Source organism: Kribbella sp. NPDC004138, from assembly GCF_053603655.1.
Genome location: NZ_JBSGFZ010000031.1, coordinates 94858 through 114402, shown reverse-complemented (window position 1 = coordinate 114402; position 19545 = coordinate 94858). Strand labels below are relative to the sequence as shown.

Below are 19545 nucleotides of genomic sequence, written 5' to 3'. Positions count from 1 at the left end.
CGCGCTGCACCTGCCGCGGCAACGCAGGACGACCACGACCAGCCATCACAACACCTCCAGAACTCAGGTGTTGCGACGACCGGCTGAATCCGCCCCATGCGTCGCGGGAGAAAGTGGTTGGTGCGTGCCCAAAGAGCCTGGGGCAGGGCCGGGAAGGCAGCGCAGCCCCGCCCCAGGAGTTCACTGGTGTTGCGGGCGGCGGCGGGTGCGCATCGGGCGTAGATGCGAGTCCATGCGCGCATGTTGCCGACGACCGAGGATGAAGGGACGCGACGTGCGCGTGATCGGCGTGCTCTTCGGGGCCGACAGCTGGATCTCGGTCTGCTGCAGGTTCAGCCGGATCGGGACCTGGTGCCACGGCGACCGCGTCCGGACCAGGACCAGCCGGAGCCGGCCGTCGCGCCGCAGCCGGAGGCCGATCGCGACCGTCGCCACCGCCGGGACCAGACCCGCGAGCATCAGCGCCCACCGGGCACCGAAATGCTGGGCCAGGTAGCCGACCAGCGGTCCGCCGATCGCGCCGCCCCCGATGAAGACCAGGTTGTAGATCCCGGACACCCGGCCGCGCAGGCCGTCCGGAGTGGTCAGCTGGACCATCGACTGGGCCGCGGTCAGGAACATCAGCGTCGCCATGCCCATCGACGCCAGCACCGGGATGAACGTCCACAGCGACGGCTGGAGGGCGGCCAGCACCTCGGTGATCGTGAGCAGGCAGGCGATGCCGATCAGGTTCCGCAGCCGGCTCGGCCGGACGCGGCGCGCCGAGAGCAGCGCGCCGGCGAGGGCGCCGAACGCGACGACCGAGTTCAGCACGCCGTACCCGGACGCGCCGGTGTGGAAGACCCGGTCGGCGAACGCGGTCAGCGTCACCGGCAGGCTGATACAGAACATGCCGTAGATCCCGACCAGCGCGATCGCCCAGCGGACGGCCGGCTCGTGGAACGCGTACCGGACGCCGTCGCGCAGCCCGTCCCGGATCCGCATCCCGGCACTCGCCGTGCGCGCGGCGTGGAACCCGGGCATCTCGCTCTCGCGCATCCGCAGCAGCGCGCTGATCGACGCGAAGAACGTCAGCCCGTTGAGCGCGAACGCCCAGCCGGCGCCGATCGTGCCGAGCAGCAGACCGCCGAGCGCAGGGCCGATCAGGCTGCCGAGCTGGAACGTCGACGAGACCATGCTGATCGCGTTCCGGACCGTGTCCCGCGGGACGAGCTCGGTGACGAACGACTGCCGGGTCGGGTTGTCGACCGCGGTCGCCAGACCGAGGACGAAGGCCATCGTGTAGACGTGCCAGACCTGGACGCTGCCGGTGAAGGCGGTCAGCGCGAGCAGGCCGGCACAGGTGCCCATCGTGATCTGCGTGACGAGCAGGATCTTCCGCTTCGGGAACCGGTCGGCGATCACGCCGCCGTACAGACCGAGCACGAGGGTGGGGAGGAACTGCAGGGCGGTCGTGATGCCGACCGCGGTGGCGCTGCCGGTGAGCGTGAGTACCAGCCAGTCCTGGGCGATGCGCTGGATCCAGCCGCCGGTCGAACTGACCAGCAGTCCGCTGACCAGGAGGCGGAAGTTGCGGACCCGCAGTGCGCTGAAGGTGTCCTTGAAGCCCGGGCGGCGCTGCTCCCGGAGCTTGCTGGTGGAGTCGGTGGGGCGGTGCAGATGGAAGTCGGTGGACGGGACGGTGCCGGTGGCCCGGGAGGTCAAGAGCGATCCCTACGCGAGTGAACTGGTCAGGGGAGGACAGGTCCATCCTCAGGGGTGAGTGCTGGATTCCCCCAGCGAATTACTCCTATTAGTCTTATTGCGTCACGTAATGGGAGGTCTATCGATGTACGACCCGGACCAGTTGCGCACGTTCCTGGCGGTGGCGCAGTCGCTCAGCTTCACCCAGGCGGCCGAGCGGCTGGGCATCCGGCAGCCGACCGTGAGTCAACATGTGCGCAAACTCGAGACGGCCGTCGGGCGGCCGCTGTTCGTCCGGGACACCCGCACCGTCACGCTGACCGCGGACGGGGAGGCGATGGCCGGGTTCGCGCGGACCATCCTGGCCGCGCACGAGGAGGCCGCCGGGTACTTCACCGGCTCGGAGCTGCGCGGCCGGCTGCGGTTCGGCGTGACCGACGACCTGGCGCTCACGCCGCTGCCGAAGATCCTGCGCGACTTCCGCCAGCTGTACCCGCGGATCGACCTCGAGCTGACCGTCGCCCAGAGCCCGAACCTGCTCCGCCGCGTCGAGTCCGGGCACCTCGACCTCGCCTACGTGAAGCACGGCGCCGGCGGCGGCTACGAGCCGAACGGCCGCCTGGTCCGGCGCGACCCGCTGGTCTGGGCCGGGATCGCGGGGACCCGGATCGCCCCCGACGGGCCGGTGCCGCTGGTCGCCTACCAGGCGCCCTCGCTGAGCCGGTCGCTCGGTGTGCAGTCCCTCGAGCAGGCCGGCCGGACCTGCCGGATCACGTGCATCGTGCGCGGCGTCAACGGCGTACTCGCGGCCGTCCGGGCCGGGCTCGGCATCGCGATCTTCGCCCGCTCGCTGATGCCCGCCGACCTGGTCGAGCCCCCGCCCGGCGCCGGGCTGCCCGAGTTGCCGTCCATCGACCTGGTGCTGATCACGAACCCGCGCGCCGCCAAGGAGCCCGCGGAAGCGCTCACCGCCGCGATCCTCGGCAGCAACGCACCACTCAAGCCCGACGCAGGCTGAGAGCGGGAGCTCGACAGGAGGTGTCCGGCCGGCCGCGCCGCAGCCACGCTCAGCCGACCGCCCGCGGCGCCGCAGTGGACGTATACGTACTGTCGAGCTGCCGGTCAGACGAGGGCGTCGCCGCGGAGGACCAGCGAGATGACGCTGACCGCGGCGATCGCGATCGTGATCAGGAACGGTGCGTTGCGCCAGAGCAGGATCGTGACGAGCAGGGCGGCGACCAGCGCGAGGGCGATCCAGCCGATGACGCCGATCGCGCCGGCCGGGGCGACGACCAGCAGGCCTGTCGCGGCCGCCAGCGGGAGCGGCGCGAGCAGCCGGGCGTAGGAGCCGAGGCGCTGCGGCCAGCCGCGGACACCGGTGGCCAGGTCGTCGGCCAGATCGGGTACGACGTTTGCCAGATGGGCACCGACCCCTAGAAGTGCACCCGCCGCTGTCGCCCACCACGGCGCCCAGACCTGCGCGGTCCCGAGCGTCACGAACGAGGGCAGTGCGCCGAACGCCACGGCGTACGGGAGCCACGAGATCACGGTGGACTTGAGCCCCAGGTTGTACGCCCAGGCGCAGGCGACGAACAGCAGGTGCATCAGTCCGGCCGCGATGCCGTTGGCGAGGGAGAGCGGAACGGTGACGACCAGCATGACGCCCGCACCCACCGCAAGCGTCCGGCGACTCACCAGTCCACGCACCACGGGCTTGTCCCGTCGGTTCACAATGGTGTCGCGGGCGGCATCTATCGCGTCATTGCTCCAGCCGATCGAGAGGTGGCCGGTGAGGATCGTTGCTGCGACGAGGAGACACCCGGCCGGACTTCGCCCGGTCGACCATGCGACGGCCGTGACCAGGGCGGTGACGGCGACGGTCGGCCCCGGATGGCAGGCGAGAGCCAGACCCTCGGCGGTCCGCAGTGCTCTCACCGATGTAACGATGCCACGATGACGCGGATCGCAGCGGTCCGGCCCGCGCTTCCGCCGTACCGCTATCCGCAGTCGGCGCTAACGGACGCGTTCGCCTCGATGTGCCTGTCCGACGGCCGCGGTACGGCGCTGCTCCGCCGGCTGCACGCGAACGCCGGGGTGTCGCACCGGTATCTCGCGCTGCCGCTGGAGCAGTACGCCGCGCTCGACGACTTCGGCGCGGCGAACGACGCGTGGATCGCGGCCGCGGTCGACCTCGGCGCCGAAGCGGTCGCGGGAGCGGTCAAGGACGCCGGGCTGACACTCGACGACGTCGACCTGCTGATGTTCACCACGGTGACCGGCGTGGCGGCGCCGTCGATCGACGCACGGGTGGCGGTGCGGCTGGGCTTGCGTGAGGACGTGAAACGACTGCCGTTGTTCGGGCTCGGGTGCGTCGGGGGAGCGGCCGGCATCGCGCGACTGCACGACTACCTGACGGCCTGGCCTTCGCATGTCGCCGTCCTGCTGTCGGTCGAGCTGTGTTCGCTGACGTTGCAGCGCGACGACGCGTCGTTGCCGAACCTCGTCGGCGGGGCGTTGTTCGGGGACGGCGCGGCGGCGGTCGTGATGACGGGATCGGAGCATCCGGCGGCCTCAGGTCCGTCGGTGGTGGCGACGCGTTCGCGGTTGTACCCGGACTCGGAGCGGGTGATGGGGTGGGATGTCGGAGCGGGCGGGTTCCGGATCGTGCTCGGGGCGGACGTGCCCGAAGTGGTCCGGACCTACCTCGGCGGCGACGTGCGGGAGTTCCTCGGCTCGGCCGGGCTGACGGTGCCGGAGATCGGGACGTGGGTGAGCCATCCGGGCGGCCCGAAGGTGCTCGAGGCGGTCGCGGAGACGCTGTCGTTACGGCCGGGGGCGCTGGACGTAACCTGGAAGTCGCTCGATGCGGTCGGCAACCTGTCGTCGTCCTCGGTGCTGCACGTCCTCGGTGACACCATGAAGCTGGATCCTGCTGGTCCCGGACTGTTGCTGGCGATGGGGCCGGGTTTCTGTTCGGAACTCGTCCTGCTGGAGTGGTGATGTACGGCTGGTACTTGGGTTTGGTGCTGCTGGTCGCCGCCGAGCGCGTCGCGGAGCTGGTGGTGTCGCTGCGCAACGCGCGGTGGAGCTTCGCGCGGGGCGGTGTGGAGTCGGGGCGCGGGCATTACCCGTTCATGGTCGCCCTGCACACGTTGTTGCTGGCGGCGTGCATGGTGGAGGCGTTGCACCGGCCGTTCATTCCGTGGCTCGGCTGGACGATGTTCGTGGCGGTGCTGCTGGCGCAGGGGCTGCGGTGGTGGTGCATCGCGGTGCTCGGGCATCAGTGGAACACCCGCGTGATCGTCGTACCCGGTCTCCACCTGGTCGCCCGCGGCCCGTACCGCTGGCTGCGACACCCGAACTACGTGGCGGTCGTGCTGGAGGGCATCGCCCTGCCGCTGGTCCACACGGCCTGGGTGACGGCGCTGGTGTTCACGGTGCTGAACATCCCGCTGCTGGCTGTGCGGATCCGGACCGAGAACGCGGCCCTGAAATCCGCCCTCGTGCCGTGAACCGAATGCGGCCCGATGTCGATCTGCTGGTTGCCGGCGCCGGGCCGGCCGGCGCTGCTGTCGCCATCCGCGCGGCCCTGGCCGGCCTGTCGGTTGTCGTCGTCGAGCCCCGCTCGGCCCCGATCGACAAGGCCTGCGGCGAAGGCATCGCCCACAGCGCGGTCTCGTACCTGTCCCGCCTGGGCGTGGAACTCACCGGCCGCCCGTTCCACGGAATCCGCTACCTCGACGACGCCCACTCCGTCGACGCCCTGTTCACCGCGGGACCCGGCCTCGGAGTACGCCGTACCACCCTCCACGCGGCCCTCATGTCCCGGTTGGCATCTCTGAACATCCCCGTCATCCCCACCCGGGTGGGCCCGATCACCCAAACGCCGGACTTGGTAACCGCCGGCGGCCTGACCGCCCGCTACTTGGCAGCTGCGGACGGCCTCCACTCACCCATCCGCCGCCAGCTCGAGTTGTGTGGTGGAAGTTCTGGTGAGGTACGACGCGGTCTGCGGCAGCACTTCCAGGTACCGCCCTGGACCGATCTCGTCGAGGTCTACTGGTCAAAGCTGGGGGAGGCCTACGTGACACCTGTGGCCGACGATCTCGTCGGCGTCGCGATCCTCACCTCGGCCCGCGGCACCTTCGACTCGCACCTCGACGCCTTCCCGGCCCTGAAGCGTCGCCTGGGCGACGCCCCGGCGGCAAATGCTGTGATGGGTGCCGGCCCGCTCCGCCAACGCGTCCGCGCCCGCACCGCCGGCCGGGTCCTGCTCGTCGGTGACGCCGCCGGGTACGTCGACGCGCTGACCGGCGAAGGTATCGCCGTCGCGCTCCGGACGTCCGCCGAACTCGTCGACTGCCTCCGCGCCGACCGCCCGCAGGACTACGAGGCCGCCTGGCGCCGTGTCTCCTGGGAGTGCCGCCTGCTCACCGCGTCGTTGCTGTGGGCCCGCAACCGCCCGCTCCTCGCGCCGCGCATCGTCCCCGCCGCGGCCGTCCTGCCGGGTGTCTACCGCACCATCGTGAACAGGTTGTCCTAGGCAACGTCCGGAAATACCGCGGGGCCCGGCGATCGCTCAGACAACCGCCGGGCCCACGGGTGGCCCGAGCTTCCTGGTGAAAAGCTCGGACCCGCAGCCTTTCCGGCCTCCTGGTGAAAGGTCGGACCTGCTGACAAGGAAGACTCTGTCAGGCGGATGTTGCCCAGCAGTTGCCGGAATATGAAGCCTTGTTACATGGACCTGTGGCGTAGATCTCAGTGTTCTGTACGCACCGCGGCGATCTGCAATTGCAGGGCCAACCGCTCCCGCGGATCCGACAGGTCCAGCGCGGCGATCTCCCCGATCCGTTTCATCCGGTGCCGCAACGTGTTGGTGTGCACGTGCAGTTCTCGCGCCGCCCGCTGCGGCTGCCCCGGAAAGTCCAGCCACGCCTGCAACGTTTCCACGTAGCCCGTGTCGTGCTCGATGTCGTGCCGCAGCAGCGTGGCGAGCGGACCATCCATCTTGGTGGTATCAAGCGACGTCACCGCGCGGTGCACCGTCAGCACGTGCCACGCCTCCTCGACCCGCAACGCCGGCCCCGGTGCGACACCCCGCCGTACCAGTCCCAGCAGCTCGACAGCCTCGGCCCGTGAGCTCGGCAGATCGGCCGGACCGCGCGCGGGACCGCCCGCCGCGACGTAGGTGCCGGGTGCTTGCTCCAGCACGAGTTTCTGCAGCCAGTTCCAGGACCCCGGCCCGTCGGAGTCCGTGACGACGGCGAGCACGGTCCCGTCGAGGTCAGCCAGCTGCGGCTCGCTCCACCCGTGCCGACGACCGGTCGACTCCCACAGGTCCAGCTGCTGCGGTACGTCGTACCCGTCGGGCGACCCCAGCGCGACAACCCGCCACGGCTGCGGCGGGAGCCGTACGTCGATCGGGTTGTCCGGCGAGAACTGCCGCAGGATCGTCCGCAGCCGGTCGATCGCACTCCGCCGCGCCACGTCGGCCTGTGCGCGCAGCCGCAACAAGTGCAACGCGAGGACGGACGCGGCGTTGCTGAGCTCGGTCGTGACCGCATCACTGACCGGACCGTCGACAACGGCCCAGATAGAACCCAGCCACTCACCACCAGCTCGGACCGGTACGACGAGGCGCGGGCGGATGCCGTTCGGTCCGGCTGGCACCAGGAACGGTTCACTGGACCGTGCGAGCCGTCGGAAGATGCCACGGGCCCGGAAATGCGCGATCACCTCGGGCGGCACCCGGCGTCCGACGATGGTCGACACCCGCGCCGGGTCGGTGAAGTCCTGACCGGAGGAGTACGCCAAGACCCTGGACTGGTTGTCCTCGATCGTCACGGGTGCGTCGACGATCGCAGCGGCGGCATCTGCCAGCGCGAAGAGCTCTTGATGGACACCGGCGTCTCCGGCGGCGGGAGAGTCCGGTGCGGCCGCCCGGTCGAGTACGCCGCGGAGCAGCCAGACCACGTGCGCCCAGGTGACGCTCGGCTGCAGTGCGACCAGTGTTAGGACTTCCCGCTCCGCCGCGGCGACAACAGCCGGCTCGTGCGCCAACGCCGTACGCAGAACCACTCCGGACGCGTTGCCGGCGGCGCAGCGCTCCACAAGCTCCACAGCGTCCTCTGCGTCGCGCAGACCGAGTCCGAGCACCAGATCGCCCGGCTGACCGGTCGCGGGCTCCTGTGGGTCGGCCAGGAACACGTCCCGGACCTCGCTGTCGCCTTTGCCGGGCACCACGACCTCGAACAGCGCAGGACCGACAGCCACGATCAGATCGGAGGAGGAGGCCATGAGGTTATTGTGCGCCGAGCACAGTCATTTGTCGCCGATATGGTGTGATCGCACCATGACAGCCGCTCGCGGCGGCCCCACCATCGATACATGACCACAGCTGGATCCACTCACCTCGTCCCCGATCGCGTCGCCGTCGTCGGCGCGGGCATGGTCGGCCTGGCCACCGCCTGGTTCCTCCAGGAGGCGGGCGTCGAGGTGACCGTGCTCGACCGTGAGGGTGTCGCCGCGGGCGCGTCCTGGGGCAACGCCGGCTGGCTGACCCCCGGCCTGGCCACCCCGCTGCCGGAACCAGCGGTCCTCAAGTACGGCGTCCGTGCGGTGCTGAGCCCCTCCTCGCCGGTGTACGTCCCGCCGACCGCGAGCCCGCGGCTCCTCACGTTCCTCACCCGCTTCGCTCGCAACAGCACCGCCGGCCGCTGGAAGACCGCGATGGACGCGCTGGTCCCGATCAACCGGCAGGCCCTGACCGCCTTCGACTTCCTGGCCGAGGCCGGCGTCGAGGCGCAGACGTACGAGGCCAAGTCGTTCCTGGCGGCGTACCGGACCGTCGAGGAGCGCACGGTGCTGCTCGAGGAGATCGAGCAGATCCACGCCGCCGGCCAGGGCATCGAGTTCGAGGCGATCAGCGGTGACGACGCCCGCGAGATCGAGCCGTCGCTGTCCGACCAGATCGGCGCCGCGATCCGGCTGCACGGGCAGCGCTTCATCAACCCCGGCGACTACGTCGGCCTGCTCGCCGACGCGGTGCGCGCCCGCGGCGGGAAGATCATCAGCGGCGTCGACGTGCGCGACATCGTCGACGAGATCCGCGGTGTCCGCCTCGTCACGGGCGACGGCGAGACCGACTCGTTCGACGCGGTCGTGATGGCGACCGGCGCGTGGCTCGGCGACCTGGCGCGGCAGTACGGCGTGAAGACCATCGTCCAGGCGGGCCGCGGGTACAGCTTCAGCGTGCCGATGGCGCACGTACCGGCCGGCCCGGTGTACTTCCCGGCGCAGCGGATCGCCTGCACGCCGCTGGGGGACCGGCTCCGCGTCGCGGGGATGATGGAGTTCCGCAAGCCCGGGGCGAAGCTCGACCCGCGCCGGATCAACGCGATCGTCGAGGGCGCCCGGCCGCTGCTGCGGGACGCCGACCTGGACGCGCGGACCTTCGAGTGGGTCGGGCCGCGGCCCTGCACCCCGGACGGCCTGCCGCTGATCGGCGCGACCGCTTCGCCGCGGGTCTTCGCCGCCGGCGGGCACGGCATGTGGGGCATCACGCTCGGCCCGATCACTGGGCAGCTGCTGGCCGAGACCATCACCACCGGCCGCACTCCGGAGGAGCTGCGTCCCTTCAACCCGCTCCGCTGACGACCTGGAGGGGCTCCAGCGACGTGGCCCCTCCGTCCCGCTGATCGTGTAGCGCTTTCGGTGACCCTCCTCGGGCAGCCACCTCACCTGCCCGCCACCACCCGGCCACCACGACGCCGCTCCGGTCAGCCCCGAGAGCGGGCCCTGGCGACCTTTCTCCTGCCCAGGGCCCGCTCTTTTCTGTCGGTGGGCTGTGGGACGGTGCTGCCATGGTGCTCAGGTGGTACACGGTCGTGATCGATTGCCACGACGTCCGCAAGCAGGCGGCCTGGTGGGCCGAGGCGTTCGGCTGGAAAACGATCATCGAGACCGACGACGAATGTGTGAACGTGCCGGGCTGGCTCGAGCTGGACACCGTCATCGCGTGGGAGCGGATCGGCCCCGGCATGGTGTTCGTCCCGGTGCCTGAGGGCAAAACGGTCAAGAACCGTCTGCACCTCGATTTCGCCCCGCACACCAGCCAGGACCGCGACGCCGAGATCGCCCGCCTCGAAGCTCTGGGCGCCCGACGCGTGGACGTCGGCCAGTCGGAGGAGTCCACCTGGACCGTCCTCGCCGATCCTGAGGGCAACGAGTTCTGTGTCCTCAGCTCTCGCGACTACTGAGCCACGTGCTCAGGACCGAATTCACGGTAGCCCCGGACCGCATCCCCGAGCTGACCGCGTTGATGCGGACGGCCTGGTGGATGACGGACCGCACTGCCGCCGATGTCACTCACCTGCTGGACCACTCGGATCTGCTCTTCGCCATCACCCATGAGTCGACGGACCAGTTGGCCGGCTTCGCGCGAGTCCTCACCGACTACGCGCACATCGCCCTACTCCTCGACGTCATCGTCGCCGAGCCTCATCGCGGCTCCGGCGTCGGCGCCGCGCTGCTCGACGCCGTGGTCACCCACCCGGCGCTCGCCGACGTCCGCAGCCTCGAGTTGGTCTGCCAGCCCGAGCTGTTCCCGTTCTACGCCCGCTGGGGCTTCACCACCGAGGTCGGCACGTCCCACCTGATGCGCCGTACGACCGACCCCCGCCTCGGACACAACAGATCCGGGAGCTCGAGCTGAGCTCCCGGATCTGTGGGGGTTGTGTCAGTGAGTGTGCGGCTCGGACCCGTGCTCTGCCTCGTGGGCGGCGATCTGGGACTTGACCTCTTCCATGTCGACCGCGCGCAGCTGGCCGATCAGGTCCTCCAGGCTCGCCGCCGGCAGCGCACCGGCCTGCGAGTACAGGACGACGCCGTCGCGGACCGCCATCAGGGTCGGGATGGACCGGATCTGGAAGGCCTGCGCCAGCTCGACCTGAGCCTCGGTGTCGACCTTGCCGAAGGTGATGTCACCGTGCGTCTCGGACGACTTCTCGAACACCGGCCCGAACATCTTGCACGGGCCACACCACTCTGCCCAGAAATCCACCAGCACCAGGCCGTCGCTACCGACCACCTCGTTGAAGTTCTCCTGGGTCAGCTCGACCGTTGCCACTACGACCTCCGAAAGTAGATGAGTACGACGTAGTCAACACCGACCGCCCCCGGACTTGTTCCCGCGCCGCGGCGGCCGCCGTACGGAGATCCCGTACGGCGTACGGCGTGCCCGGAATGCGGAGTCTCGTATGTGACCTGGGCCACGTTGTCAGATGGGCATGTCGACGAAGGGTGACGCGTAGTCCTTGACCTCGTCGAGGATCGACGCGGCGGCCTCGGGGGTCAGGTCGGCCCGCTCGCGCTCTGCGACGATCATCTGCTGCAGCAGCCGGGTCTCACCCGCCGTAGCCAGGCCGGTGATCTCCGGATGACCGTTCAGCAGCCAGGCGGTCGCGGCGGTGATGTAGCGCTGCTCGTCGAACGGCCGGTACCACGTGTCGTACGACTTCTGCTCGCCTTCGGCCCAGTTCCGCCGGGCGATCATCTTGATCGTCATCAGCGCGGCGTCCGACGCCTTGACCGCGTCCACGAGGGCGGCGTAGTCGGCGGCGTACTGCGGATCCGTCGACAGCTTGTAGTTGAGCGGCGTGAGCACGCTGTCGAAGTCGAACCGGCGCAGTCCCTCGGTGTGCACCGACGGCGCCTGCGCGGTGTGGCCGGTGATCCCGATCGCCCGGACCATGCCTTCGTCCTTGGCCCGGATCGCGGCTTCGAGCGATCCGCCGTTGCCGGTCACGAGATCGAGGTTCTCCAGGTCGCAGACGGCGTGCATCTGGATCAGGTCGACATGATCGGTCTGCAGCCGCTCGAGCGACCGGTTGATCTCGCTCCAGGCCTCCTCGAACGTCCGGCGGCCGGTCTTGGTGGCGAGGAAGATGCGGTCCCGGATCTCCGGCATCCGGGGGCCGAGGCGCAGCTCGGCGTCGCCGTAGTCGGCGGCCACGTCGAAGTGGTTGAGGCCGGCGTCGAGGGCTTCCTGGATCGACGCGTCGGCGCGATCCTGGTCGACGCCGCCGAGCGACGCGGCGCCGTAGATCAGTACCGAGCTCTGGTGGCCGAGCCTGCCCAGTCGGCGAGTTTCCATCCTGGTCCTCCAGGGGTAGCAGGGGTCACTCCGACCTTATGCCCGCGACCGCCGTCGGCAAGCGGTTGTCCACAGCCGAATTTGACCCCGTCGGCGCGGGAGAGTTTTCCACAGGGTGACCATCGGATCGGTTACTATGCGTGATCAGGAGTGCGTTCTTTTATCATGCTCTTCGCACGGATTTTCGAACCTGTCCGCGGCGTGTGGCATGGTGTGCGCTGCCCGGCCGACCCGAGCGGGCATGGGAGAGGAGCTATGACGACGGTACCGAAGGTGTCACTCTTGGCCGGGAACTGTGACGGCGAGGATGGCACTGCCCGCGAGCGGGGTAACAGTATGGCTGCGGGGAGCGATGGACCATCGGGATCCTGGCTTCAGGTCTCCCGGAGGGCGGTTGCTTGCCGTATCCTCCCGGCTACTGTCCGCGTAACTGCTGTCTGAGGGGCGGGTAGGGATGAGTTGGTGGCGAACGGTACTGAATCTGCCGCCAAAAGGTGAGCATTGGTCGGACCAGCGCCGGACCAGGAAGCCGGGCAAAGGACGCCCGCAGAGCACCGCGCCGGAGTGGTGGGCCCACCCCGGCGGTCCGGTGTCACCTACCCCTCGCCAGGCGCAGGGGGTCGCGGCGCAGTACTCCGCTCCACAGAGCCAGACCCCGCCGACCCAGGGCCCGCCGCCCGGCGGCGTGATGGCTCCTCCTCGTCGTCCAGGTCCCCAGCGCCCGTCCGAGACCCCGCAGCAGGAGCCGGGCCGCCGCACACCCGAACGTTTGAAACAGCGTTCGCCGCATGGTTCGCACCCGGCGGCCGGACCGGCCCGCGAGGTGCTGGAGCCCGGGCAGACACCTTGGTCGACCGAGCCGGAGTCCTCGTTCTCCACCTGGGCCCGGCGGTTCTTCCGCGGCCTCGTGGTCGTCGTGCTGCTGCTGGCCGCGATCAGCGGTATCCGCTCCTGGATCGCCCCGAACAAGAAGCCTGAGACGGTCGTCAGCGGACAGAGCAACTTCCCGGCCGCCGACGCGAGCGCGGTCGCGACGCGGTACGCGATCTCGTACCTGACCTGGGACGAGAACAACCCGGACGCCCGTCCGGCGCAGATAGGTCTCGACCTGGCCTCCGGTCTGGACAGCCGCGCGGGCTGGAACGGTCGCGGCAAGCAGACCGCCGACGTGGCGTATCCGGGGGAGGTCAAGGCCGACGCCAACGGCGTCACGGCCGTGGTCGACGTCCGTGTCCGGGTGTACACGTTCACCCGGCAGGGCAAGAACTGGGCCGCCGGGCCGATCACCTGGGAGCGCATCTCGGTGCCGGTCGCACGGACCACGTCCCGGGTGGTGGTCAGCGGGCCGCCGACGTTCGTCCCGGACGAGCGGGCGCCGCTGCCCAGCAACATGCCGGACGCCGGCAAGCCCGACGAGGACCTCACCACGGCGACCGAGAAGGACGCGGAAGCCTTCTTCTCGGCGTATGCGGAGTCCGACAACAAGGTGTCCGCGGTGACCGCGCCGGGCTCCACGATCCGCAGCCTCAACGGTGCGGTGAAGTTCGGTGAACTGAAGGACTGGCAGGTGTACGCCGGCAACGACGACGAGCGGCGGGCGACCGCCGCCGTCACCTGGAACGGCGTGGGTGATACCACGCTGGACCAGACCTACACGCTCACGCTGAGGCGTACTGTCGCCACGGACGGAGCACAGCGATGGCAAGTGGCTGCCGTCGGATGAATCCAGCGACTGGCCATCGGATGACCGAAGCAACAAGGGAGACACCGCAATGATGACGCACGAACTGGCCGCGAGCGTGGTTCAGCTTGCTCTGCCCATGGCTGATCCGAATGTTCCCACCGGCGCGGACTTCAAGGACTGGGTCCTGGTCATCGCGGGGAACATCTTCATCGCCATCCTCGTGCTGCGCGCCATCGGTCACTACTTCAAGCGCGAGTGGGGCGAACTGTTCGGCCATATCGCGGCCGGGGTGCTGGTCGGTGGGCTGATCTACGCCAACAACCAGACGATCAACGTGCTCAAGGGCTTTTGGGGATTGCTCTCCGGGGGTAATTGATGCGCGTCGGCCGTACCCTTACCCACCACTTCGAGATCGAGACCCGGCAGTACGACCTGCTCGGGATCGACCTCGGAGAAGGCGCCCGGCGCCGGATGATCATCTTCGGTGCGGTGGTCATCCTGCTCTGGGTCGCGTTGCTGTTCCCGTTCGTCGGCGTACCGCAGAAGCCCACCGTCAGTCTGTACATCGTGCCGCCGTTCGTCATCACCGCGTTCGGCTGGCGGTCCGGCAAGTTCCACGAACGGCGCCGGCGGGTGACCGAGTGGGCGTTGTCGGTGCGGTACGCGTTGCGGGCGCACCGCCCGATCATCGGCCTGGGCGCCCGGGCCGCCGACAAGTCGGAGTACCTGCCCTGGCGGGAACGCATCTCGACCCGGAAGGTGGCCGACCTGGCCAAGGCCCGGGTCACGCCGGAGTGGGAGCGCGAGGTCGTCGTGGAGGTCGACCCGAGGGTCCGCGCGGGTGCGGACATCACCGTCAACCAGCGGGCCCGCCTGCTGGGATCTGATTACGTACAACGGGTGAGTCGCAGGACGTCGTCAGGGAAGGGCCGCGAATGAAGATCGCTGACAAGCTCTTGAACCTGGTGGGGGTCGGCCGCGAGCGCGGCTTACCGCCACCTCGTCTTGTTGCTATCGCCGACGGTCTGCTGGTGACCGAGCGCAGCGCCGAGGCATGGTTCCTGATCTCGGTGGCGAACACCGACCTGGCCACCGAGGCCGAGCAGGACGCCGCCCTGGACGCCGCGGTCAGCGCCGCGGCGACGATCCTCGGCGACCGGCTCAGCCACCTGAAGGTGGTCTGGGGCCGATCGACCGGTCAGGACTACATCGACTCGGTCGGCGGCCACTACCGGCTCGGCGACCACGAGGCGTGGGCGCAGACCCGGGCCGACCGGATCGACGAGATGCGGATGCCCGAGCGGTACGTCGCGCTCGGCGTCCATCTGTCCGACCGCGACCCAAGGGCGACGGCCCAGGTCCGCGGCTCGATCAGCGACGCGCTCGGTACGACTTCGTGGCGGGTCAGTGCGCGCGAGCTCGCGCACCTCGACGAGCGGGTGCGCAAGCTCGCTCGTCAGCTCGGCTCGACCGTCTGGCGGGCGCACACCGCGCCGGCGGAGGTGATCTCCTGGCTGATCAGCCGCGAGATGCACCGCGGCGCGGTCGCGGCTCCGCGCCGTGGTCTGATCACCGGCGCCTCACTCGCCCGGCTGACGTCCGGGCGCGTCGTGCCGTACACCGACCACCTGCGGATCTACGACACGCGCGGCCAGGTCGCGGCGTACACGTCGGTCCTGGCGATGACCGACTTCCCCGAGGAACTCGAGACACCGGGCGCGGGGGAGTGGCTGCGGACCCTGTCCGAGATCAAGGCGATCGACGACGACGGCGAGGAGATCGACGTCACCGTCGAGGCCTCGGTCCGGTTCCGCGTACTGACGAAGAAAACCGCGCGCCACCTGGTCGACGAGACCCGGAAGAGCGCGAAGGAACAGCGACGCTCGGCCGCCAAGGGCACCGCGGAGGAGACCGCCGACGAGATCGTGGAGACCGAGCGCGTGATGCGCGAGGTCAAGCGCGACATCAACCGGAGCGGTCTGACCCTGGTCGAGGATCACCCACGTCTGCTGGTCAGCGCGGACACCCGCGAAGACCTCGAGGCGTATGTCGACGCGGTCATCGCGCACTATGCGGACCGCGGCATCACTGTCGCCACCGGCGCCGACGAGCAGCGCGACCTGTGGCTGGAGTCCTTGCCGGGCGACCAGTTGCGCGTTCCCGACCTCGGGCACGTGCGGGAGTCGACCGCGTTCTTCGGGTCCTGGTTCTGGGGCGGTGCGTCGATCGGTGACGCCACTGGACCGGCCATCGGCTATCTGACCGGCTCCACTCCCGGTCTGGTGCGTTTTGACGCCGCGGCCGGTTCTGCGCTCGGTGACGCGACCACAACGCTGTTCCTAGGCCGGTCCGGTCGAGGGAAGACGACTGCCGCGATGATGGGCGGTCTGGACTCGGCGTTCGCCGGTGCGTGGGTGCCGCTGCTGGACCTGAAGGGCGACGCCGCTGGTGTGTCAGCAGTCGCCGCCGAGTACGGCGTACCGACTGCTGTCATCGAGATCACCGCGCAGTTCTCCGGTGCTGCCGACCTGCTGCGGGTGCTGCCCGTCGACGACGCGTTGCTGCAGGCACCTTCCCAGCTGATGCTCCTGCTGCCGCCGCATCTGCGTGGTGCCGCTGAGGCCCCGGTCGTCGCGGCGACACGTGCGGAGATCCAGTCGCCCGACCCCTCCTCGTGGGGCGTCATCCAGCGGCTGTGCAACGCCGAAGAGGAAACCGTACGCACGGTCGGCTTCGCACTGCGCGACCTGGTCGAGACAGGCCTCGGCTCCGTCGTTGCCGGCCCGCCGTCCGGCCTGTCCTCCCTGACCACCAACCCCGGCCTCTGGGTCGTCCAGATGCCCGGCCTGACCCTGCCGTCACCCGAGTCGGCGCCCGAGTCCTGGTCCCCGATCGAACGCGTCGGCATGGCCTGCCTCCGCGGCTGCCTGGCCTGGATGATCCGTACGACGGGCCGCCGCGAGTTCCGCGGCCGCTCCAAGGTCGTCATCGTCCCCGAGGTCCACCTCCTGACGAAGACCCCCGACGGCGCGTCCTTCCTCGACTACATCGCCCGCGTCGGCCGCGCCCTCGGCGCCTCCCTGGTCCTCGACACCCAGGACCCCGCGTCGATCCTCAAACTCCCCGGCCTCGTCGAGCAGATCACCACCCTGTTCGCCTTCAGCCTCCGCTCCCGCGAACAGGTCGACTCCCTCCTGGAACTACTCGGCCGCCCGCAGACCCCGCCGTACCAAACCCTGGTCCGAGGCATCAACACCGCCGCCAACGGCAAATCCATCCGCCACGGCCACTGCATCATGCGAGACCGCTGGGACGAGGTAGCCACAGTCCAGATCGACATCCCCAGCCAACAAGTAGCAGCCCTCCTCCGCACCACCCCGGAATCCGAACACAAGGCCCAACCGGCCCCGGTCCTCCCCGACTACGAGCCCGAAGACCCGTTCGCCGACGACGAGGAGCTCTACGAGCCGGCCTCCTCCGCCCACGCCCAAGCCGAGGCCGCACACCTGCAGCCCTCACCGCAAGACACCCCCACCCAACCGACGCCGCCGTCCACGGCTCCCACGCCTTCCACGCCTTCCACGCCGATGTCGATCCAACTGGCACCCGCTGAGACGCCCACACCCGAGCCCGCGCCCACCGCAAAGCCCGCAGCCGCCAACGCGCCTGCTCCCCAGCAGACACCACCCCCTGCCGCCGTAGCCCAGCAGAACGGCCATCCCCCCATCCCCAACGGCCAAGACCACAACGAGGACCACAGCTACCCCCTCCGCTACGAGTCCCCGATCGGCCCCGACGAGGTCTACGACCAGGAGGCCGACGAGGCCGCCTACAACGAAGCCATGTACCCCGCCTACGACACCAAAGAGCCACCCCCCAACGGCTCCGACCAAGAAACCCCCAGCGGCAAGGAGCACGTCGCATGAGATGGCAGCGCCGCACCCGCACGGCGCTAACCGTCCTCGCGATTTCGGTGATTGTCAGTACGCAGGTCGCCCTCGCCGCCGATCCCAATCAGCAGACAACTCCGGCAGGCTTTGCCGACCTGCTGCCCACGCCCGACCTGACGCACGGCGATACGAGAACACTCTTCGAGCAATACAATCCGATGGCCTACACCCTCGATTACGAAGGTAGCCTCCGGGATCCGCTCAGGCCGATCTTCAACTCGTTCGCGCAGTTGCTGATGCTGTTCGTTGTTGCCGCTACCAGGGCTGCGATATCGATCGGGTGGTGGCTGTTCTCGTTCACGGACATCAAGCCGCTGATGAATGCAACATCGGGCGCGATCGGCGGAATCAGTGGCCAACTGACCGGATGGCTGCTGCCATCAGCCCTCGCGTTCGGTGCAATTGCGGCATATGTCCACCGCAAGTCCAGTGGCACCGCGTTCGGCCAGTTGGTCTGGGTATTTGCTGCTGGCCTGCTCGCCGTCAGTTTGGCGTTCGGAGCCACCACCTGGCTCAAGGGTGTCGACGGTGCACGCCAGGTTGGAGCACAGACGGTCATGGGTGCATCGGATCAAATTCTGGGCAAGCCGATGAAATCGCCCATCGAAATGGATGAGCCGGCGTTTCCTGGATCTAGCAGGGACACGATGTTGCGCAAGTCTGGTGATGCCGCGTGGCGAGGATTCGCGGCAACGCCGTGGTGTATCGCAGAATTCGGATCGATCGAAGCCTGTAAGCGCTACGGGAAGGGAATGCTTGATATCGGCGTAGACTCCGACAAGCGACTTGACTACATCAACGAGCAGGTCACGAAGGGCGAAGGGAGCGGCGACGCTCCGACGGTGAAGTGGGCGAAGGGCGAGAATCCCTTCGGCCGGGTCGGTGTACTGGTCGTCGCAGCTGTCGCGGCCGCGATGTTCGCCTTCCTGACGATCGGTTTGGCCACGACCGCCTTGATGGCCTTCGTTGGATGCCTTCTCCTGCTGGTCGTCGGGGTGATCTTCGCCTGTTTGTTCATCGTTCCAGGCCGATCGCGCCAGTGGGGCATGAACTGGCTCGAATCCTTGCTCGGCCTCGTGCTGCAGTCCGTTGCCGCGATGCTTGTCTTCGGTATTGCGTTGTCGATGTTGACTGCCGTGTTCACGTTGAGCGAGAGCCTGGGATGGCTGCCGGTCACTTGTCTCGCGCTGGTCGTTCTGGTCGCAGCCTTCCGGCTACGGAAGCTGCTTGAAAATCTGACTACGATGATGAGGCCCGGAATCGGGAGCATGATGATGGGCTCGTACGCGCGGCGAGGCGCCGTTCAGGCAGTGAGGCGCGTGGTGACGGCGATGCGTAGCCGAGGCACAGCACCGACTCCTGATCGCCCGAAAACGAGCGGCCGCACGGCGGGCAGCACGCCGGCGGACGAACGTGCAGAGACCAACCGCACCTACCGGACCATGCCGCCGATCGGGAGTGGTCGGCCACCTGTGGATGGGGAGGAGCGCGCATCACTAGGTGGTGAGCGGCAATCTGATATCGGCCGCACGAGAGTGGGTGGTTCCCGTCGACGTTCGGATGCGCTTCGGCCCGCCAGGAACCGGCTGGGTGGCGTCGTCGCCGCACCGGCCGGTGCGGGATCCGCCTCGGCAGGCAACGCGAAGCCGGGTAAGCGGGAAGACGCAGGGTCCCGACGACGTGGCAACGAGACGATCTACCAAGGTGGCTCGGGCGATTCCAGCAGGACAGTGGGCGCTTCGGCCCGTAAGTCGAGCGATCTCAGCACCGGGCGTCACATGAAGCCTTCTCCGGCTGCGGCGCAACTCAGGCAGGGCGGGTATGAGCCGAGGCGTGTTCTGGTGCATTCGGCCAGCCTGCGCGAAGGTCCGCCAAAGGTGGGCCGGGCGGTTCGCAAGGTGCCGGCTTCCTCCGCTCGGCATTTTCGGGAGTATTCGGCGGCCCGCGGTAGCGGCCCGACGAGCCGACGTGTGGGTGGGCGGTGACCGATCGTGGCGTTGCATGGCGACCGGCGGGAGCATGGTTCCTCTTCGGACGACTCATCGGACTCGTCAGACCCCACTACCGGCTCTCAG

General features: G+C 69.0%; 17 protein-coding genes. 12 read left to right on the top strand and 5 right to left on the bottom strand.

Translation table 11 applies throughout. From position 1 onward, the window contains the following. Positions 1 to 180 precede the first annotated feature (180 nt). Positions 181 to 1704, bottom strand: a complete 1524-nt coding sequence (locus ACWEOO_RS35645) for an MFS transporter (protein WP_359932508.1) — start codon at positions 1702 to 1704, stop codon at positions 181 to 183. Between the two features lie 124 nt (positions 1705 to 1828). Here ACWEOO_RS35645 and ACWEOO_RS35640 point away from each other — a divergent pair, with 124 nt between their 5' ends. Continuing rightward, positions 1829 to 2701 carry a LysR substrate-binding domain-containing protein gene (locus ACWEOO_RS35640; RefSeq protein WP_359932511.1) on the top strand — a complete coding sequence of 291 codons (873 nt, stop codon included), beginning with the start codon at positions 1829 to 1831 and terminating at the stop codon, positions 2699 to 2701. Between the two features lie 104 nt (positions 2702 to 2805). Here ACWEOO_RS35640 and ACWEOO_RS35635 read toward each other — a convergent pair whose 3' ends face one another. Then, complete coding sequence (locus ACWEOO_RS35635; RefSeq protein WP_452146809.1) at positions 2806 to 3618, bottom strand: UbiA family prenyltransferase; 813 nt, start codon at positions 3616 to 3618, stop codon at positions 2806 to 2808. A gap of 18 nt (positions 3619 to 3636) precedes the next feature. Here ACWEOO_RS35635 and ACWEOO_RS35630 point away from each other — a divergent pair, with 18 nt between their 5' ends. Genes ACWEOO_RS35630 through ACWEOO_RS35620 form a run of 3 tightly spaced genes read left to right on the top strand, consistent with a single transcriptional unit; the run spans position 3637 to position 6226 of the window. After that, positions 3637 to 4683: a type III polyketide synthase gene (locus tag ACWEOO_RS35630; protein WP_452146808.1), complete on the top strand. Its 1047-nt coding sequence runs from the start codon at positions 3637 to 3639 to the stop codon at positions 4681 to 4683. After that, entirely contained in the window at positions 4683 to 5195 is a 513-nt protein-coding gene (locus tag ACWEOO_RS35625) for an isoprenylcysteine carboxyl methyltransferase family protein (RefSeq protein WP_452146807.1), read from the top strand. The genes ACWEOO_RS35630 and ACWEOO_RS35625 overlap by 1 nt, the downstream gene beginning before the upstream one ends. Before the next feature lie 5 nt (positions 5196 to 5200). Beyond that, the gene (locus ACWEOO_RS35620) at positions 5201 to 6226 is read left to right on the top strand and encodes an NAD(P)/FAD-dependent oxidoreductase (RefSeq protein ID WP_452146806.1); all 1026 of its coding nucleotides are present in this window, start codon (positions 5201 to 5203) and stop codon (positions 6224 to 6226) included. A 215-nt stretch (positions 6227 to 6441) separates the two neighbouring features. On the opposite strand, the gene ACWEOO_RS35615 is transcribed toward ACWEOO_RS35620, so the two are convergent. Further along, complete coding sequence (locus ACWEOO_RS35615; protein ID WP_452146805.1) at positions 6442 to 7980, bottom strand: helix-turn-helix domain-containing protein; 1539 nt, start codon at positions 7978 to 7980, stop codon at positions 6442 to 6444. Between the two features lie 90 nt (positions 7981 to 8070). On the opposite strand from ACWEOO_RS35615, the gene ACWEOO_RS35610 reads away from it, so the two are divergent. The 3 genes from ACWEOO_RS35610 (at position 8071) to ACWEOO_RS35600 (ending at position 10396) form a co-directional block, all read left to right on the top strand. Further along, positions 8071 to 9336 (top strand): NAD(P)/FAD-dependent oxidoreductase, encoded by a 1266-nt coding sequence (locus ACWEOO_RS35610; protein ID WP_452146804.1) that lies wholly within the window; start codon positions 8071 to 8073, stop codon positions 9334 to 9336. Positions 9337 to 9545: 209 nt separating this feature from the next. Next, positions 9546 to 9941: a VOC family protein gene (locus ACWEOO_RS35605; protein ID WP_363714023.1), complete on the top strand. Its 396-nt coding sequence runs from the start codon at positions 9546 to 9548 to the stop codon at positions 9939 to 9941. A 5-nt stretch (positions 9942 to 9946) separates the two neighbouring features. Beyond that, entirely contained in the window at positions 9947 to 10396 is a 450-nt protein-coding gene (locus ACWEOO_RS35600; RefSeq protein WP_452146803.1) for a GNAT family N-acetyltransferase, read from the top strand. 24 nt (positions 10397 to 10420) lie between these two features. Here ACWEOO_RS35600 and trxA read toward each other — a convergent pair whose 3' ends face one another. Together trxA and ACWEOO_RS35590 are read right to left on the bottom strand one after the other, a co-directional pair. Continuing rightward, positions 10421 to 10810, bottom strand: a complete 390-nt coding sequence (gene trxA, locus ACWEOO_RS35595; protein WP_359932534.1) for a thioredoxin — start codon at positions 10808 to 10810, stop codon at positions 10421 to 10423. 150 nt (positions 10811 to 10960) lie between these two features. Then, positions 10961 to 11836, bottom strand: coding sequence for an aldo/keto reductase (locus ACWEOO_RS35590; RefSeq protein WP_452146802.1), 876 nt, complete (start codon positions 11834 to 11836; stop codon positions 10961 to 10963). A 769-nt stretch (positions 11837 to 12605) separates the two neighbouring features. On the opposite strand from ACWEOO_RS35590, the gene ACWEOO_RS35585 reads away from it, so the two are divergent. The 5 genes from ACWEOO_RS35585 to ACWEOO_RS35565 are packed head-to-tail and all read left to right on the top strand — an operon-like array spanning position 12606 to position 19455. After that, the gene (locus ACWEOO_RS35585; protein ID WP_452146801.1) at positions 12606 to 13559 is read left to right on the top strand and encodes a conjugal transfer protein; all 954 of its coding nucleotides are present in this window, start codon (positions 12606 to 12608) and stop codon (positions 13557 to 13559) included. A gap of 49 nt (positions 13560 to 13608) precedes the next feature. Continuing rightward, entirely contained in the window at positions 13609 to 13896 is a 288-nt protein-coding gene (locus tag ACWEOO_RS35580) for a hypothetical protein (RefSeq protein WP_359932543.1), read from the top strand. After that, positions 13896 to 14459: a hypothetical protein gene (locus tag ACWEOO_RS35575; protein WP_452146800.1), complete on the top strand. Its 564-nt coding sequence runs from the start codon at positions 13896 to 13898 to the stop codon at positions 14457 to 14459. The genes ACWEOO_RS35580 and ACWEOO_RS35575 overlap by 1 nt, the downstream gene beginning before the upstream one ends. Continuing rightward, on the top strand, positions 14456 to 17446 hold the full coding sequence (locus ACWEOO_RS35570; protein ID WP_452146799.1) for an ATP-binding protein: 2991 nt from the start codon (positions 14456 to 14458) through the stop codon (positions 17444 to 17446). Before ACWEOO_RS35575 ends, ACWEOO_RS35570 begins: the two co-directional genes overlap by 4 nt. Continuing rightward, on the top strand, positions 17443 to 19455 hold the full coding sequence (locus ACWEOO_RS35565) for a hypothetical protein (RefSeq protein ID WP_452146798.1): 2013 nt from the start codon (positions 17443 to 17445) through the stop codon (positions 19453 to 19455). The genes ACWEOO_RS35570 and ACWEOO_RS35565 overlap by 4 nt, the downstream gene beginning before the upstream one ends. The last annotated feature ends 90 nt before the right edge of the window (positions 19456 to 19545 follow it).

Coding starts and splice junctions, on each gene's coding strand:
- ACWEOO_RS35640 (WP_359932511.1), top strand. CDS start 1,829: ATGTACGACCCGGACCAGTTGCGCACGTTCCTGGCGGTGGCGCAGTCG.
- ACWEOO_RS35630 (WP_452146808.1), top strand. CDS start 3,637: ATGACGCGGATCGCAGCGGTCCGGCCCGCGCTTCCGCCGTACCGCTAT.
- ACWEOO_RS35625 (WP_452146807.1), top strand. CDS start 4,683: ATGTACGGCTGGTACTTGGGTTTGGTGCTGCTGGTCGCCGCCGAGCGC.
- ACWEOO_RS35620 (WP_452146806.1), top strand. CDS start 5,201: ATGCGGCCCGATGTCGATCTGCTGGTTGCCGGCGCCGGGCCGGCCGGC.
- ACWEOO_RS35615 (WP_452146805.1), bottom strand. CDS start 7,980: ATGGCCTCCTCCTCCGATCTGATCGTGGCTGTCGGTCCTGCGCTGTTC.
- ACWEOO_RS35610 (WP_452146804.1), top strand. CDS start 8,071: ATGACCACAGCTGGATCCACTCACCTCGTCCCCGATCGCGTCGCCGTC.
- ACWEOO_RS35605 (WP_363714023.1), top strand. CDS start 9,546: ATGGTGCTCAGGTGGTACACGGTCGTGATCGATTGCCACGACGTCCGC.
- ACWEOO_RS35590 (WP_452146802.1), bottom strand. CDS start 11,836: ATGGAAACTCGCCGACTGGGCAGGCTCGGCCACCAGAGCTCGGTACTG.
- ACWEOO_RS35580 (WP_359932543.1), top strand. CDS start 13,609: ATGATGACGCACGAACTGGCCGCGAGCGTGGTTCAGCTTGCTCTGCCC.
- ACWEOO_RS35575 (WP_452146800.1), top strand. CDS start 13,896: ATGCGCGTCGGCCGTACCCTTACCCACCACTTCGAGATCGAGACCCGG.
- ACWEOO_RS35570 (WP_452146799.1), top strand. CDS start 14,456: ATGAAGATCGCTGACAAGCTCTTGAACCTGGTGGGGGTCGGCCGCGAG.
- ACWEOO_RS35565 (WP_452146798.1), top strand. CDS start 17,443: ATGAGATGGCAGCGCCGCACCCGCACGGCGCTAACCGTCCTCGCGATT.